A 14,843-nucleotide genomic window follows, 5' to 3' on the forward strand; every position below is an offset into this window, starting at 1 on the left:
GCCCTAGCCCGCGTGACAGGTCGTGTCGTGTTCGGGCATGGTGCCGTCCACCAGGTAGCCGGTGACGACGTCGGTCGCGCAGGGGTTGGCGCCGAGAACGTAGACCCCGTGCCCACTCCCGTCGACGGTGACCAACCGGGACCGCTGACCGAACTTCTCGTCGAGCAGTTCGCCGCCGCGTAGCGGGGTGACCGGGTCGCGCTGGTTCTGCACGATCAACACATCGGCCGGGCCGGTGCTGTCGATCCGCACCGGCGGTTCGGAGGGCCCGAGCTTCCAGTAGGCGCAGGGCATCACGTTCGCGGCGGCCGCGCCGTAGAGCGGGTGCCGTTCCCGGTCCTCGGCGACGGCACGCTGGTAGGCCCCGATGTCCTCGGGCCATTCGACGTCGTTGCACGTCACGGCCAGAAAGACCGACCAGGCGTTGTCGTACGGCGAAGGCGCGCCCGTGCCCGGCGGGCGGCTGCCCGCCGGACCTGGACGTCCGGTTTCGAGCAGCGATTTCCAGCTCTCGGCCGCCGACGCGTACAGCGCCGGGCCATAGAGCGTGAAGAAGGTGCCGAACCGGAAGAGATTGCCGTCCATCCCGTCCACCGGGTTCGCGTCGAGTCGCTCGGCGAGGGTGAAGTACGTGCGCCGCACCTCTTCCGGTGTGCGGCCGAGGCCGTACGTGTCGTGGCGGTCGGCGGCCCATTTCGCGAAGTCGGGAAAGGTCTCTTCCATGCCGCGGCCGTACAGGCGCATCCCGTCGTGGTCGAGATGGGTGTCGCCGATATTGCTGTCGAGCACGATGCGGTCGGCTCGCTGCGGGAACATCGAGGCGTAGGCGGCGCCCAGCGCGGTGCCGTAGGAGTAGCCGAGGAAGCTGGCCTTGTCCTCACCCAGTGCTGCCCGGATCCGGTCCAGGTCACGGGCCATATTCGCCGTCGACAGGTAGCGCAACCGGCCCTCGGTGTCGTTGGCCGCGCACTGCTCGGCGACACCCTGGGCGACTACGGCCCGCTCGGTGACCGCCGCGTCGTTCACCGCATACGGCGGGATATTGCCGAAGTACGTCTGATCATCGGTGAACCCGCAGCTCACCGGTGCCGAATGCCCTACCCCGCGCGTATCCATTCCGATCACGTCATAGCTGTCCAGCACATCGGCCGGCAGTCCATGAGCAGCAAGGAACTTGGGCTGGTCCAAGCCCGCACCACCCGGACCGCCGGGGTTGAGCAACAACACTCCGCGTCGCTTGTCCGGGTTCTTACTCGCCAGCCGCGAGATCGTGATCTCGATGTGCGCGCCCTCGGGCTCGCTGTAGTTCGAGGGCACCGGCACGGTGGCGCACTGCAACTGGGCAGGCCCGGCCGCTGGATCTTCGACCCCCTCCGGGCATGGGCCCCAGCGCACCTGCGCTGAGAGGTCTTCGGTCGGCTGCGCGGCCACGATGGGCGCCCCGACCAGTGCTCCGGTGAGGCCGAGCACGGCAAGCAAGCTCCGGGTCCGGTGTCGATTCATCTGTTGCTACTCCCCGACGAAATGGCGCCTACCACGAGCAGACCGTCAGCGGGGGCTCGTGTCCGGCTGGTACATGACCGAGTCTGTCGAGTCCGCGCCGCAGGCACATCGCCCCGGCGGCGGCGAGCGTGTTCGACGAAAGTCGAGTCGGCTATTCGCCCCGGGTCGAGCACATCTCAGCCGCTGGGTGGGTGCTCCAAGCTGGTCGTCGTCGCGATAATGGCCGGGTGGACACCGACGGCCCGGCACGACTCGGGGTATGGCAGCAGACCTGGCGGCTGACGGCGGCCGCGGCAATCGGCGCCGCCCTCTGGTTCTCCGTCGCCGCCGTACTGCCCGCAGGTTGTACGGCCGACACATGTTCCTGGCTGGTGACCGGTGATCCGCTGATCGCACTCGGCTGCCTGGCGGTGCTGCCGTGGCGGCGCCGGTTCCCGTTCACCGTCGCCCTGGTGGTCGTGATCGCCTCGGCCGCGTCGGCGCTCGCCACCGGTGCCGCGCTGCTTGCACTGTGTTCGCTGTCCACCCGTCGCCGTCCGGTCGAGATCGCTGTGGTCGTTGCGGCGTATGTGACGGCGGCGCAGTTCGCTCAGGGTCTCTACCCGGTCGACACCCCGCCCGCCCCGGTCTGGCTGCAATTCGCACTGACGGTCTCGACCGCGGGGATCGCCGTGGCCACCGGCGTGGCCATCGAGGCCCGCCGCGTCGAAGTGCGATCGCTGCGCGAACGCGCCGACAGCGCCGAACGCGAACAGGGTGCCCGGGCGGCCCAGGCACGGGCCACCGAACGCAACCGGATCGCCCGCGAAATGCACGATGTGCTCGCCCACCGTATCTCGCTGGTCGCCATGCAAGCCGGCGTCCTCGACCACCGTGAAGACCTCTCGGCCGAGGAGAAGCGCATGCTGATCCGAGGTATCGCCGACGGTTCCCGTCAAGCGCTGGAAGAACTTCGGGATGTCCTCGGCGTCCTCCGTGCCGACCCCGACCGCCCCGAACCACCGCAACCCACCTTGGACCGGATCCCGGAACTCGTGGCCGACGCCCGGTCGTCGGGCTTGGACGTGACGCTCGCCAGCACGGTGACCGACACCCCACCCGAGACCGTGGGGCGGACGGGCTACCGGGTGATCCAGGAAGGGCTGACGAATGCGGCCAAGCATGCCCCGGACGCGGAGGTCCGCATCACGGTTGACGGGACACCCGGCGGCGAGCTGCACGTCAGCGTCCGGAATTCGGCGGGTGCCACCGCCGTCGCCCGGCCACCGGCCTCGGGCTTCGGGCTCCTCGGCCTCGCCGAACGCATCACCCTCGCAGGCGGAACACTCGACCACCACCACACCTCCGACAACGGGTACGTTCTCACCGCGCAACTTCCCTGGCCGGAGCACGACCACGAGAAAAGAGCATGAGTGCACAGTGATCAGGAGCCGGTGCGCGTCGTCATCGTCGACGACGACCAGTTGGTGCGGATGGCGCTACGACTCGTCATCGACGGCGAACCGGATCTGACCGTCGTCGCGGAGGCCGCCGACGGTGACACCGCGATCGAGGCGGTGCGAGAACATCGACCCGACGTCGTGCTGATGGATGTGCGGATGCCCGGCCGCGACGGCGTCGACACCACCCGGTCCCTGCGCGCGGAGCCGGCCGCGCCCGCGGTGCTCATGCTGACCACCTTCGACTCCGACGAACTGGTACTCCGTGCACTCCGCGCCGGAGCACTCGGCTTCGTGCTCAAGGACACCCCGCCCGCCCGGATCGCCGACGCGGTGCGCACCGTCGCGGCCGGCAACCCCGTGCTGTCTCCCACGGTCACGGCGCGGGTGATCGCCGCGGCGACCGGGCCTGGTTCCGCCGAGGCCCGCAGCGACTCCCGCGACGCCGCGCGGAAACGGCTGGCCGCCCTGTCGGAACGCGAACTCGACACCGCCCGAGCCATCGCGGACGGGCTCGGCAACCCGGAGATCGCCGCGCGGTTACAGGTCACCGTCGCCACCGTCAAGGCGCACACCAGCAATCTGTTCACCAAACTCGGCCTCGCCAATCGAGTGCAGATCGCACTGTTGGTTCGCGACGCGGAACGATGAGACGGAACGCAAGTGGGGTGGCACCGCTGTGCGGCACCACCCCACCGACTACTTCGACAGGCCTAGGTCACAGGCAGACGCTGACGGTGAGCGGCCCGACCGGGATGCCGGTGCAGATCGACACCGAACCGACGACGGGCGTCGCGGTGGCGGCCGAGGCGGTGCCCGCACCGGTGGCGGTGACGAACAGGGCGAGCGCGGCGACGGCGAGCGGACGGGCGGTCTTGACGAACATAGGCTGATCCTCGGGTAGGACGGGTCGAACAGGCCCCAGGCGGGGCCCGCCCCATCTCAACACGAGCCCCGCTCCGGTGTCCTTCGCATCGCGGGAAACGCAGTCGCTCAATCGGTCACGATCGCCACGGCATCGATCTCCACGAGCATCTCGGCGCGCGGCAAACCGGTGAACACGGTGGTGCGCGAGGGCAGCACTCCGTCGGTGGTGTGCTTGGTGACGAACTCGCCGTACGCCTCGTTCATGATCGCGAAGTCCTCGCGCTTGGTGAGGTACACGCGCAACATCACCACGTCGTCGAAGGTGGCGCCGGACGCGTCGATGATGGCCTTCACGTTCATCAGGGTGCGGGTGGTCTGGGCGGCCACGTCACCCCGGTGCAGGTACTCGTTGGTTTCCGGGTCGACCGGACCCTGCCCGGAGACCTGGACGAACGGTCCCTTGCGCACGCCCTGGGAGAAGGTGTGGGCGGGGGCGGGAGCGTCGGAGGTGCGGACGGCGATCTTGTCGGACATTGGTTCAGCCTTTCCTCGCGGGGACGGCTCGGCGGGGATCCCAGCCGAGTTCGGTGGAGATGGCATCGGCGCACGCACGCACCTGGGGCAGCAGTGCGAGCACCTGGTCGTGATCGAGCAGCACATCGGGCACCGAGACCGACACGGCGGCGACGACATTGCCGATGCCGTCGCGCACAGGAACCCCGATGCAGTTGACGAAACTCTCGTGTTCCTCGTGGTCCTCGGCGAAGCCTTGGGCGGCAACCCTTTCCAGCTCGGCGAGATATCGCTCCGGCGTACGCAGGGTGCGTGGGGTGAACGGGTGGTAGTCCAAACGTGCTGCCACCGTGGCCCATTCGGGTCGAGGCAGCGCGGCGACGAGAACCTTGCCGACGGCCGTGCAATGCAGGGGAGCGGGCCTGCCGATGCGCGAGTACATCCGCACCGACTGTTCGGCATCGACCTTGTCGATGTAGACCGCGTCGCCGGACTCGTAGGCGGCCAGGTGCACCGTCTGGCCGGTGGTCGTGCCGAGGGCGCTCAGATGCGGCCTGGCGACCGTGCGCACATCCCGGTTTTCCAGTGCGTGGCTTGCCAATTCGAACATGCGGCTGCCCAGTGAGTAACGGTGTACTGCGTCGCGGACCACGAATCGTTCGGCCTGCATGGTCTGCAGCAGCCGCAGCACGGTCGACTTGTGCACCCCGAGCCGACCCGCCAGTTCGTCGAGGGACTGGGAGTCCTCGCCGAGCGCGATCAGAATGGACAGGGCTCGCGACACGCTTTGACTCATGGCCCGATCGTCCCATCTGCTCGCGGTGGATAGGTGAGCCCCGTCCAGGCGTCGTCGGGAAGCGCGGCCAGTCGCCGGAGTTCCTGGGACGGTGGAAGTTTCGCCGAATCGCCCGAGGCGGTGAGGGTCGCGGCCGCGCACAGGTGCCCGTAGCGCAGGCGGGTGCGCAGGTCGGCGCCGTGCAACAGCGCCGCGAGGTAGCCGCCGGCGAAAGCGTCACCGGCGCCGATACGTTCGGTGACGGTGAGGTTCAGTGCGCGAACTTCCACCACGTGATCACCGTCGAAACCGATCGCGGTGTGCTTGTCGTTCTTGACGATCAGCTGCCCGGGTTCGGGGAACAGGCCACGCAGGGCCGCCGGATCACCGGTACCGAAGATCTCGGTGGCCTCGTCGGCGCCGAGGAACACGACATCGGCGCCACGCACGTGCGCGGCGAGTTCGTCGGCTGCTTCGCCGATTCGTGAACCCCACACGGCCGGACGGTAATTCAGGTCGAAGCTGACCAGTGAACCGTGTCGTGGGCGGTCGAGCAGGCCACGGGTGAGCGCGCACGCCGACTCGGACAGTGCGGGGGTGATGCCGGTGAAGTGCACGAGGTCGGCTCGTGCCAGTGGCGGTGCGTCGAGGTCGGCGGGCGAGAGCGCGCTGGCGGCCGACCCCGACCGGTAGTAGTGCATACGGCTCTCGCCCCGGGGTAGGTCGTGTGCCGCGTGCGAGCCGCCGCCGCGTTCCTTGATGTAGATGCCGGTCGGCCGCATCGGGTCGACCGCGACCGCTGCCACGTCCACCCCCGCACTGGCCAGCTCGGCCGTCAGGTAGCGCCCGAACCCGTCGTCACCGACCCGCGACAGCCACGCCGCCGATATCCCGAGCTGGGCCAGCACCGAGGCCACGTTCGCCTCGGCGCCACCGGCGCAACGTTCGAACATCCCGGAGCGTTCGAGCGGGCCGGGCTCGGCGACGAGCACCGCCAATCCCTCGCCGACGGTGACCGCCCTGGGCTGTGCCTTTGTTGCGTGGGTCACCTCGTCGGACCTTTCATGGTTGCGGTCACTGCTGTCTGCATGCACAATAACGAGCAGAAACATTCAGTGCAACTTGCGTTGCGCATAGTGCAATAGCTGCCGGGTATGTCCGATCCGGCTGTGTACCCGCCGGGAAAGGGATGCTGTGACCATCGACAACGATGTCGTCGACGCGCTGGCCGCCGAGCTGCTCGGTCCGCACATCAAGAGCGGCCCACCCGCAGCGTGGGGACACACGGTCCGCGAATACCTCACGGGCACACCGCAACTCACGCACTGGCAGACGCCGCTGCTCACCCTCGACCGCGCCGCCCTCGACGCCAACCGGGCGCTGATGGCCGACTGGAGCAGTGCCGGTGGTGTCGCGCTCGCCCCGCACGGCAAGACCACCATGGCGCCGCAGCTGTGGCGCGAACAGCTGCGGGCAGGCGCCTGGGGGATCACCCTGGCCACCGCCTGGCAGGCACAGCTCGCCCGCTCCTTCGGGGTCGGCCGGATCCTGCTCGCCAACGCGCTGGTCGACCCGATCGGGCTGGCCTGGGTGGCCGAGGAGTCGGCGCGCGACGAGAATTTCGAGTTCTACTGCTGGGCCGACAGCGTCGCCACCGTCGAACTGATGGACAAGATCCTGCGCGACACCGCGCCCGGTCCGCCGGTCCGCGTGCTCGTCGAACTGGGTGGCGCGCATGGCCGTACCGGTGCGCGGACCCGTGCCGAGGCGCTCGCGGTCGCGCACGCCCTGGTGGGCAGTGAACGTCTCGTGCTGGCGGGCGTGGGTGGATACGAAGGCGCGCTCGCCCACGATCGCACCCCCGCGGCGCTGACCGCGGTTCGTGGCTATCTGCGCGAACTCGCCTCCCTGCACATCGAACTCGGCGAGCTGTATTCCGGGCCCGCTGTCGTCTCGGCGGGTGGCAGTGCCTATCCCGAACTGGTCGTCGAGGAACTGGCCAGCCTCGGATCGGATCAGCTGCCGACCGCGCCGGGATCAACCACCGTGGTGTTGCGTAGCGGGGCGTACCTCGTCCACGACGACGGCTTCTACGCGGGCATCTCCCCGCTGAGCGCCCCCGCCGCCGACCCCGGCTTGCGTTCGGCGATGCACGGCTGGGCTCGGGTCGTCTCGCGTCCGGAGCCGGAACTCGCCCTGCTCGACGGCGGCAAACGCGATTTCCCCTTCGACGAGGGCCTGCCGACACCGCAACTCGTGGTCGGGGGGTCGGCACTCCCGTCGGGCGCGCATGTGAGCGCGCTCAACGACCAGCACACCTTCCTGCGTCTGCCCGGTGCCACGTTCGCGGATCTTCCCGTGGGAAGTGTTGTTCGGTTGGGTCTTTCGCATCCCTGTACCGCCTTCGACAAATGGCGGCTCATTCCCGTGATCGACACCGCCGAGACGGCGCACCCGCGCGTGGTCGACCTCATCCGCACCTACTTCTGACGGACGACCATGACCTCCTTGCTCTTTCGTGACATCGATATCGTCGACGGCACCGGCGGACCACGTACCCACGGTGACGTCCTCGTCAACGACGGCCGCATCGCCGAGATCGCCGACTCGATCCACACCGACGCCCGCGTGGTCGGTGTGCGGCCGGGCTCGGTCCTCGCGCCGGGCTTCATCGATATGCACGCCCATTCGGATCTGTACCTGCTCACCCACCCCGAGCACATCCCGAAGATCACCCAGGGCGTCACCACCGAGGTGATCGGGCAGGACGGGCTGTCCTACGCGCCGATCGACGACGCCGCACTCGCGCTGGTGCGCAAGCAGATCGCCGGCTGGAACGGCAATCCCGCCGATTTCGACTTCTCCTGGCGCACCGTCGGGCAGTACCTGGACCGGCTCGACCAGGGCATCACGCCCAACGCGGCCTACCTGGTGCCGCAGGGCACGCTGCGCCTGCTCGTCGTGGGCGCCGACCAGCGTGCGGCCACCACCGCCGAAATCGACCGGATGTGCGCACTGCTCGCACAGGGGCTCGACGAGGGCGCGGTCGGCATGTCGAGCGGGCTCACCTATACGCCCGGAATGTATGCCGACACTGGTGAACTCGCCGCCCTGTGTGCCGTCGTCGCCTCCTACGGTGGCTTCTACGCTCCGCACACCCGCTCCTACGGCGCGGGCGCGCTGGAGGCCTACGCCGAGATGATCGGTCTGGCGAAGGCCACCGGCTGCGCCCTGCACCTGACCCACGCCACCATGAACTTCGGCGTGAATCGCGGTCGCGCACCGGAATTGCTCGCCACGATCGCCCAGGCCCGCGCCGACGGCTGCGACATCACCCTCGACACCTATCCGTACCTGCCCGGCTCGACGACGCTGTCGGCATTGCTGCCCAGCTGGGCGATGTCGGGCGGTCCCGACGCCGCGCTGGACCGGCTCGGCGACCCGGCCGCGCGCAGCCGCATCGCCACCGATGTGGACGTGCACGGGTCCGACGGGTGTCACGGTGTCACGGTCGAGTGGGAGACCATCCAGATCAGCGGTGTCGGCAACGACGAACTCGCCGAGCACGTCGGCCGCACCGTCGCCGAGATCGCCGCCGAGCGCGGCACCGCGCCCGTCGAGGTGTTCTTCGAGCTGCTGGTCCGCGACCAGCTGGCCACCACCATCCTGCAGCACGTGGGCCACGAGGAGAACGTGCGCGCGATCATGGTCGACGCCGGGCACATGGGCGGCAGCGACGGTTTGCTCGTCGGCGCCCGCCCGCACCCGCGCGCGTGGGGCACCTTCCCGCGCTACCTGTCGCGCTATGTCCGTGAGCTCGGCGTCCTCGGTCTCGAGGACTGCGTGCATCACCTCACCGGCCGTCCCGCCGCCCGGTTGCGGCTGGCCGAGCGCGGGCTGATCCGGCCCGGTTTCGCCGCCGACCTGGTGGTGTTCGATCCGGCGACGATCCACGACACGGCCACGTTCGAGCAGCCACGTCAGCAGGCGCGTGGTATCCAGCATGTGCTGGTCAACGGCGAATTCGCCGTGGAGAACGGCACCGCGACCGGGGTCCGCGCCGGTCGTGCCCTGCGGATGGACGCCACGCGAGAGGAGACCCGATGAATCCGCTGCTGAGCTCGTCGTCACGGGCGATGGAGGTGATCCGGGCCGACCGGGCGCTCACCGTCGTCCGCGCACCCGCCGTCCCCGATCCCGTCGCACTGGCCGAGGCACTGGCCGGCGCGGGGTTGCGTGCGGTCGAATTCACCTTCACCACCCTCGGTGTGCTCGACGCGATCGCGAAGGCGCGCAGTGCCGCCGACGCGGTGATCGGCGTGGGTACCGTCACCACCCGCGACCAGGCGGCGGCGGCCGTCGACGTCGGCGCACAGTTCCTCGTCACCCCCGCGGTGCGCCCGGAGGTCGCCGAAGTCGCTGTGACGAACCAGATTCCGGTCATCATGGGGGCTTTCACACCCACGGAGGTGCTGGCGGCGGTCGACCTGGGTGCGGCAGCGGTGAAGATCTTCCCCGCCCGCTCGCTCGGCCCCGCCTACCTCAAAGACCTGCTCGGCCCGTTCCCGCACGTGTTCCTGATTCCCTCCGGCGGCGTCAACGCGCACAACGCGCGGGAATACCTGCAGGCGGGCGCCATCGCCGTCACCGCGGGCACCGAGGTGGTCGCGCCCCTGGACGTCGCGAGCTCGCGCTGGTCCGAGATCGGCTCGCGGGCCGCACGTTTCGTTCATTCGCTGGATTGAGAGGTTTGTCCATGGGCGCCACAGTCGACTGGTTGCGCACCACCACCCCCGGGTTGCTGGTGCTGTGCGGTCTCGCGATCGCCGTACTGCTCATCGCCATTATCAAGATCAAACTGGAGCCGTTCGTCGCGCTGCTGCTCACCGGTCTGTTATTGGCGCTGGCCGCCGGGCTACCGGTCTCCGAGATCGTCGGCACCCCGCTCAAGGCGGGTGAGTCGCTGCTCGAGACCGGCTTCGGCAATATTCTCGGACACATCGCGGTGATCATCGGGCTCGGCACCGTGCTCGGTGCGATCCTCGAAAGATCCGGTGGTGCCGATGTTCTCACCGACAAGCTGCTGCGGGTGTTCGGTGAGAAGGGCGCGCCCGTCGCGATGGGCATCCTCGGTCTCATCTTCGGCATCCCGGTGTTCTTCGACATCGGTATCTTCGTCCTGGCACCCCTGATCTACGTCGCGGCCAAGCGCGGTGGGCGATCGCTGGTGCTCTACGCCATGCCCATGCTGGCCGGTCTGTCCATGACGCACGCGTTCCTGCCGCCGCATCCTGGCCCGGTCGCGCTCGGTGGGCTGCTCGGGGTGAGTCTCGGCTGGTTGATCGTGATGGGATTCGTCTGCGGCATACCGGGTTTCATCGCGGCGGGCATCCTGTGGGGCACCTATATCGGCAAGCGCGTCTTCGTACCGGTTCCCGAGGAATTCGTTCCGCTCGAACCCGACACCGACGACGAGGAAGGCGGCATCGTCGCCACCGGCGTGGTCACCAAGGCGCCACCCTCGGTGGCGTTGATCGGCGCCATCATCGCCATCCCGCTGGTACTGATCCTCGGCGCCACCTTCGGATACCAACTGCTGGACAAGGATTCGTCCCTGCTGCAGGTGCTCACCTTCTTCGGCACGCCCGCCGTGGCACTGCTCATCACCGTGCTCGTGGCGTTCTACCTGCTCGGTATCCGGCGTGGCTCCACCGTGCAGGAACTCAGCGTCATCACGGCCGAATCGCTCAAACCGGTCGGCATGGTGCTGCTGGTCGTCGGTGCGGGCGCGTTCTTCGGCAAGGTCATCTCGGCCACCGGTATCGGCACCGCCCTGGCCGACACGATGTCGGCGGCCGGCCTGCCCGTCATCGTGCTCGCCTACCTCATCAGCTGCGGCCTGCGTATCGCCCAGGGTTCGGCCACGGTCGCCATCGTCACCACCGGCGGCATCGTCGCCCCGCTGGTCGCCGAGCAGAACTACTCGCAGATGTCGATCGCCCTGATCGCCATGGCGATCGCCGCGGGCTCGATCATCCTCAGCCACGTGAACGACGGCGGTTTCTGGATCATCGCGAAGTACTTCAACATGACGGTGAAACAGACACTGCAGACGTGGACGGTGCTCGAAACCGTGTTGTCAGTGGTGAGTTTCGCGGTCGCGGCGCTGCTGTTCTCGATCGTGTAGCGGTTCGGCCGAAACCGGGCTGTCCTGCGTGGGCAGCCCGGTCGCGCTGCCTTCGGTCCATGCGCAGGCGGCCCGGTGGTCGTGGCTGGGGACGATGCGGACCGCATCGCGAACAGCGTGCAGGCGATGGATCGTTCGCCAGGCCCCGGTGCGGTCGTCGTCGGCCAGCGCACCGGGGTAGCCCGACTTCTGCCGCAGCTCGGTGGTCTGGAGGTTGTGCCAGACCGCGTCGCCCGCCAGCAGGACGGGTCCGCGTGCGGTGCGGAGCAGAATTCCGATGCTGCCCGGTGTGTGCCCGGCCAGATCGACCAGCACCACCGCGCCGTCGCCGAACAGATCGTGGCTCGCGGCGAAGGTGAGGACGGGCGGGCCGTCGAGTTCGTAGCAATCGAGCGGGCGATCGCGGACGGCTTGCCGCACGCCGCCGACGGGGGCGACCGGGCCGGTCATCGCCCACCGGTGTTCGGGCCGATGTAGCCGCAACGGCAGGTCCGGCAGATCGAGCAGTCCGGCGACATGGTCCCAGTGCAGGTGGGTGGGCAGCGCGAAGTCGATGTCGTAGGCATCGATTCCGTTGCGCTGCAAAGACTCTCGGATGTCGAGCACATCGCTCGGTGGGTTCACCGCGAGCCGCAGCACCCGCGGTAGTTCGGCTATCGCCCGGCGCCGCACGTCGACGCAGATGCCCGGGTCGACGAGGAAGGTCGCCCGGGGGTGCCGCACAACGAAGGCCGTCATCGCGGATTCGATCCGGCGCGGAGTGAACACACCTTCGACGACGGCGGCGGTCGGCACGCTGCGGGCGTTCTGCGCCAAGGCGACCAGTTCGACCGTTGTCGAGCCACGCGGTAATCCGTTGTCGCGCAGTGCGGAAAGGAATCGGCGATCGGGTCGCCGCGGCAGTACAGCCCCGGTGATCGCCGTCGTCGCGGCGCGGCAGCATTGCCACATATCCGGCGTCGCTACTCGCTCGCCCCTGTGTTCGGTTGTCATGGAGCTACGCTAAAACTTCAGGTGGACCTGAAGTAAAGAGGCGAACGTGACCGATACCGCCGGACCGCGCCGAATCGGTGATGTCGCCGTCGAACTGGGTGTCGCCACCCATGTGCTCCGTCATTGGGAGGACGTCGGGGTGCTCGTTCCGCCCCGGGCGCCGGGTGGTCAGCGGGTCTACAGCGATGACCTGGTGGTGCGGGCTCGTCTGGTGCTGCTCTGTCAGCGCGCCGGGCTTTCGCTGGCCGAGATCAAGGACCTGTTCGCGGCTCGGTCGCGTGCGGAGCGGGTCGAACTCTTCGCGGGCAAGCAGGCCGAACTCGGTGCGCGCGTGCGTGATCTCACGCGCACCATCGAATTCCTCGCCCACGTCCTGCGCTGTACACACCCGATCGTCGATGAATGTCCGGAGTGCGTCGGGTTCAGTCGCGAGGATGCGGCGAAACGCATCGGCGCGTTGTTCGGGTAGCCGGGTGCGTCGGCCGCGAGGTGCGTCAGCGCGCCTTTCGGGCAGGCGACGAGAGGGTTCGAGTCAGCCGTTCGAGCGCCTCGCGGGGGTCTTTGCCGTGCTCCGCGCCGGTGAGGCGATGGATGACCGCGCCGTCCATGTAGTCGACGAGGATTCCGGCATCGACCGGGCCGATGCCCGCCTGAGCGGCGAGCTCGACCGCCTGCTCGCGTAGTCGGCCGTGCCCGCGTCGCAGCGATTCGGCAACGGTCGGCATCGCTTGGGATTCGCCGAAGAGGGCGAGGCGGGCCTGGGTGCGGATGCGGTCGGCGGTCGTCGCGTGGGTGATGAACCGGGCCAATGCGTCGACGAGGTGGTCGACGGTGGGCGGCCCGAGAACGCGGTGCAGGGTGCTCCAATCGGCGTGATCGCGCTGCTCGAGACGTTCGGCCACTCCGCACAGCAGCGCTTCCCTGGTGCGGAAGTAGTTCGACGTGGAGCCGGTGGGCAGGTCGGCGGCTTGGTCTACGGCGCGATGGGTAAGGCCACGTGAGCCGCGCGTGCCCAATACCTCGATGGCCGCGTCGAGGATCTGTTCGCGTTTGGTTGCCACACCTCGATACTACGGACGTAGTGATGGACACTACACCCGTAGTGTCAGGCACTACAGCTGTAGTACGGTGGCATCGCACCGGGAAGGGCGTCGTGTGGAAACCCCTCCCGGTCCGCAAGTGGTACCCGGACAGGGATCGTCACTCGATACGAAGGGTTCGGAATGGCTACAGCGATTGTTGTCGGCGGCGGAATCGGGGGGACGGCGGTCGCCCTCGGGTTGATCGAACGTGGCTGGTCGGTGCGGGTGCTCGAACGAGCAACGCGGTACACCGAGGTCGGGGCGGGAATCTCGCTGTGGCCCAATGCTCTGCGGGCGCTGGACGTGCTCGGTGTCGGCGAGGCGGTGCGGGCGCAGGGGTTGGACGATGTGTCGGCGGGGATTCGGGACGAGCGTGGGAGATGGCTGTCGCGGACCGATGTGGCGACTATGCGGCGTCGATTCGGGGCGCCGGTGATGATCCATCGGGCTGCGTTGCTGGATATTCTCCGGGCGGCTCTGCCGGAAGGGGTTGTGGAGACGGGGATTTCGGTGGAGCGGGCCGATCTGGACGGGACGGTCGTGCATTCGGCCGGCTCGGGGCGAGACATGAGCGAGGTCACTGCAGATCTGGTTGTCGGCGCCGACGGTATTCGCAGCGTCGTGCGGCGGGCCGTCTGCGGGGAGGTCGCGCCGCGTTATGCCGGGTATACGGTGTGGCGTGCGGTGGTCGGTATTGCCGAGCCACTGACCGAATTCGGCGAAACGTGGGGGCGGGGTGCGCGTTTCGGCATGGCGCCGTTGCCCGATGGGCGCATCTACTGCTTCGCGGTCTACGACGCGGAGGAAGGTGTCGGCGGCAGTTTCGCTGAGGTACGTGCTCGCTTCGCCGGCTGGCATCATCCCATCCCGGCGTTGCTCGCGGCTGCCGATCCGAGCACGGTGCTGCACAACGATATCTATGAACTGCCTGCGCTGACGACCTTCACCGCAGGTCGTCTCGCGCTGCTCGGCGATGCCGCTCACGCTATGACGCCGAACCTCGGGCAGGGTGGGTGTCAGGCGCTCGAGGATGCGGTTGTTCTTTCGCGGTTGGCCGGTACGACTGATGGGTTGAGTCGCTATGACTTCGAGCGTCGGCCTCGTACGCAGATGATCGCTCGGCGGTCGGGAGCGATCGGGGTTGTCGCTCAATTGTCCGCGCGGCCGTTGGTCGCGGTTCGTGACGCGGCTTTGCGGATGACTCCGGCCAGTGCTCAGTTTCGTTCGCTGGGAAAGGTTTTGGATTGGGTGCCGTGAGGTTGGGTTGGGGGAGTGGTCGTTGTTTCGGGCGGTGTTGGTAGGTGTACCTGCCGCACTCTCGCCCGTGCGGAACCACTGCGGTGTTTTGTGCACTACGGGGGTATTGGGCTGTGTTTTTGGAGCGCTGGCGCGCTCGAGCGCGGCCCCTGAGGGGCCGGGGGGGGGGGGGGGGGGGGGGGGGGGGGGGGGGGGGGGGGGGGGGGGGGGGGGGGGGGGGGGGGGGG

The 14,843-nt window shown here is 68.5% G+C and carries 15 protein-coding genes; 8 read left to right on the forward strand and 7 right to left on the reverse strand.

The genetic code is table 11. From position 1 onward, the window contains the following. Positions 1-3: 3 nt before the first annotated feature. Positions 4-1,503: an alpha/beta hydrolase gene (locus LDL21_RS28915; protein WP_225282554.1), complete on the reverse strand. Its 1,500-nt coding sequence runs from the start codon at positions 1,501-1,503 to the stop codon at positions 4-6. A gap of 227 nt (positions 1,504-1,730) precedes the next feature. On the opposite strand from LDL21_RS28915, the gene LDL21_RS28920 reads away from it, so the two are divergent. Beyond that, positions 1,731-2,915 carry a sensor histidine kinase gene (locus LDL21_RS28920; RefSeq protein WP_225282555.1) on the forward strand — a complete coding sequence of 395 codons (1,185 nt, stop codon included), beginning with the start codon at positions 1,731-1,733 and terminating at the stop codon, positions 2,913-2,915. Next, entirely contained in the window at positions 2,916-3,593 is a 678-nt protein-coding gene (locus tag LDL21_RS28925) for a response regulator (protein ID WP_225282556.1), read from the forward strand. It begins immediately after the preceding gene. Positions 3,594-3,660: 67 nt separating this feature from the next. Here the strand turns inward: LDL21_RS28925 and LDL21_RS28930 are convergent, their stop codons facing one another. The 4 genes from LDL21_RS28930 to LDL21_RS28945 all read right to left on the reverse strand — a co-directional run bounded on the left by LDL21_RS28930 (position 3,661) and on the right by LDL21_RS28945 (position 6,146). Beyond that, positions 3,661-3,828 (reverse strand): hypothetical protein, encoded by a 168-nt coding sequence (locus LDL21_RS28930; protein WP_225282557.1) that lies wholly within the window; start codon positions 3,826-3,828, stop codon positions 3,661-3,663. Between the two features lie 107 nt (positions 3,829-3,935). Continuing rightward, complete coding sequence (locus LDL21_RS28935; protein ID WP_225282558.1) at positions 3,936-4,343, reverse strand: RidA family protein; 408 nt, start codon at positions 4,341-4,343, stop codon at positions 3,936-3,938. A 4-nt stretch (positions 4,344-4,347) separates the two neighbouring features. Then, on the reverse strand, positions 4,348-5,118 hold the full coding sequence (locus tag LDL21_RS28940; protein WP_181697732.1) for an IclR family transcriptional regulator: 771 nt from the start codon (positions 5,116-5,118) through the stop codon (positions 4,348-4,350). Continuing rightward, positions 5,115-6,146 (reverse strand): sugar kinase, encoded by a 1,032-nt coding sequence (locus LDL21_RS28945; RefSeq protein WP_225282559.1) that lies wholly within the window; start codon positions 6,144-6,146, stop codon positions 5,115-5,117. The genes LDL21_RS28940 and LDL21_RS28945 overlap by 4 nt, the downstream gene beginning before the upstream one ends. A gap of 145 nt (positions 6,147-6,291) precedes the next feature. On the opposite strand from LDL21_RS28945, the gene LDL21_RS28950 reads away from it, so the two are divergent. From LDL21_RS28950 to LDL21_RS28965, 4 genes are read left to right on the forward strand one after another with little or no spacing between them, the layout of a single operon-like run. Next, a complete protein-coding gene (locus LDL21_RS28950; RefSeq protein WP_225282560.1) occupies positions 6,292-7,587 on the forward strand; it encodes a type III PLP-dependent enzyme domain-containing protein in 1,296 nt (431 codons plus the stop codon). Positions 7,588-7,596: 9 nt separating this feature from the next. Further along, positions 7,597-9,204 carry an N-acyl-D-amino-acid deacylase family protein gene (locus tag LDL21_RS28955; protein WP_225282561.1) on the forward strand — a complete coding sequence of 536 codons (1,608 nt, stop codon included), beginning with the start codon at positions 7,597-7,599 and terminating at the stop codon, positions 9,202-9,204. Beyond that, positions 9,201-9,842 (forward strand): bifunctional 4-hydroxy-2-oxoglutarate aldolase/2-dehydro-3-deoxy-phosphogluconate aldolase, encoded by a 642-nt coding sequence (locus LDL21_RS28960; RefSeq protein WP_225282562.1) that lies wholly within the window; start codon positions 9,201-9,203, stop codon positions 9,840-9,842. The genes LDL21_RS28955 and LDL21_RS28960 overlap by 4 nt, the downstream gene beginning before the upstream one ends. Positions 9,843-9,853: 11 nt before the next feature. Continuing rightward, on the forward strand, positions 9,854-11,284 hold the full coding sequence (locus tag LDL21_RS28965; protein ID WP_181697737.1) for a GntP family permease: 1,431 nt from the start codon (positions 9,854-9,856) through the stop codon (positions 11,282-11,284). On the opposite strand, the gene LDL21_RS28970 is transcribed toward LDL21_RS28965, so the two are convergent. Further along, complete coding sequence (locus LDL21_RS28970; protein ID WP_225282563.1) at positions 11,237-12,277, reverse strand: MBL fold metallo-hydrolase; 1,041 nt, start codon at positions 12,275-12,277, stop codon at positions 11,237-11,239. The two genes, LDL21_RS28965 and LDL21_RS28970, sit on opposite strands and share 48 nt — an antisense overlap. Before the next feature lie 46 nt (positions 12,278-12,323). Here LDL21_RS28970 and LDL21_RS28975 point away from each other — a divergent pair, with 46 nt between their 5' ends. Continuing rightward, the gene (locus LDL21_RS28975; RefSeq protein ID WP_225282564.1) at positions 12,324-12,746 is read left to right on the forward strand and encodes a MerR family transcriptional regulator; all 423 of its coding nucleotides are present in this window, start codon (positions 12,324-12,326) and stop codon (positions 12,744-12,746) included. Positions 12,747-12,771: 25 nt separating this feature from the next. On the opposite strand, the gene LDL21_RS28980 is transcribed toward LDL21_RS28975, so the two are convergent. Beyond that, a complete protein-coding gene (locus LDL21_RS28980) occupies positions 12,772-13,338 on the reverse strand; it encodes a TetR/AcrR family transcriptional regulator (RefSeq protein WP_225282565.1) in 567 nt (188 codons plus the stop codon). A gap of 162 nt (positions 13,339-13,500) precedes the next feature. Here LDL21_RS28980 and LDL21_RS28985 point away from each other — a divergent pair, with 162 nt between their 5' ends. Next, positions 13,501-14,616 (forward strand): FAD-dependent monooxygenase, encoded by a 1,116-nt coding sequence (locus LDL21_RS28985; protein ID WP_225282566.1) that lies wholly within the window; start codon positions 13,501-13,503, stop codon positions 14,614-14,616. The last annotated feature ends 227 nt before the right edge of the window (positions 14,617-14,843 follow it).

It is taken from the genome of Nocardia rosealba (assembly GCF_020216065.1).
Lineage (GTDB): Bacteria > Actinomycetota > Actinomycetes > Mycobacteriales > Mycobacteriaceae > Nocardia > Nocardia rosealba.

Coding starts and splice junctions, on each gene's coding strand:
- LDL21_RS28965 (WP_181697737.1), top strand. CDS start 9,854: ATGGGCGCCACAGTCGACTGGTTGCGCACCACCACCCCCGGGTTGCTG.
- LDL21_RS28960 (WP_225282562.1), top strand. CDS start 9,201: ATGAATCCGCTGCTGAGCTCGTCGTCACGGGCGATGGAGGTGATCCGG.
- LDL21_RS28940 (WP_181697732.1), bottom strand. CDS start 5,118: ATGAGTCAAAGCGTGTCGCGAGCCCTGTCCATTCTGATCGCGCTCGGC.
- LDL21_RS28970 (WP_225282563.1), bottom strand. CDS start 12,277: ATGACAACCGAACACAGGGGCGAGCGAGTAGCGACGCCGGATATGTGG.
- LDL21_RS28935 (WP_225282558.1), bottom strand. CDS start 4,343: ATGTCCGACAAGATCGCCGTCCGCACCTCCGACGCTCCCGCCCCCGCC.
- LDL21_RS28915 (WP_225282554.1), bottom strand. CDS start 1,503: ATGAATCGACACCGGACCCGGAGCTTGCTTGCCGTGCTCGGCCTCACC.
- LDL21_RS28985 (WP_225282566.1), top strand. CDS start 13,501: ATGGCTACAGCGATTGTTGTCGGCGGCGGAATCGGGGGGACGGCGGTC.
- LDL21_RS28955 (WP_225282561.1), top strand. CDS start 7,597: ATGACCTCCTTGCTCTTTCGTGACATCGATATCGTCGACGGCACCGGC.
- LDL21_RS28930 (WP_225282557.1), bottom strand. CDS start 3,828: ATGTTCGTCAAGACCGCCCGTCCGCTCGCCGTCGCCGCGCTCGCCCTG.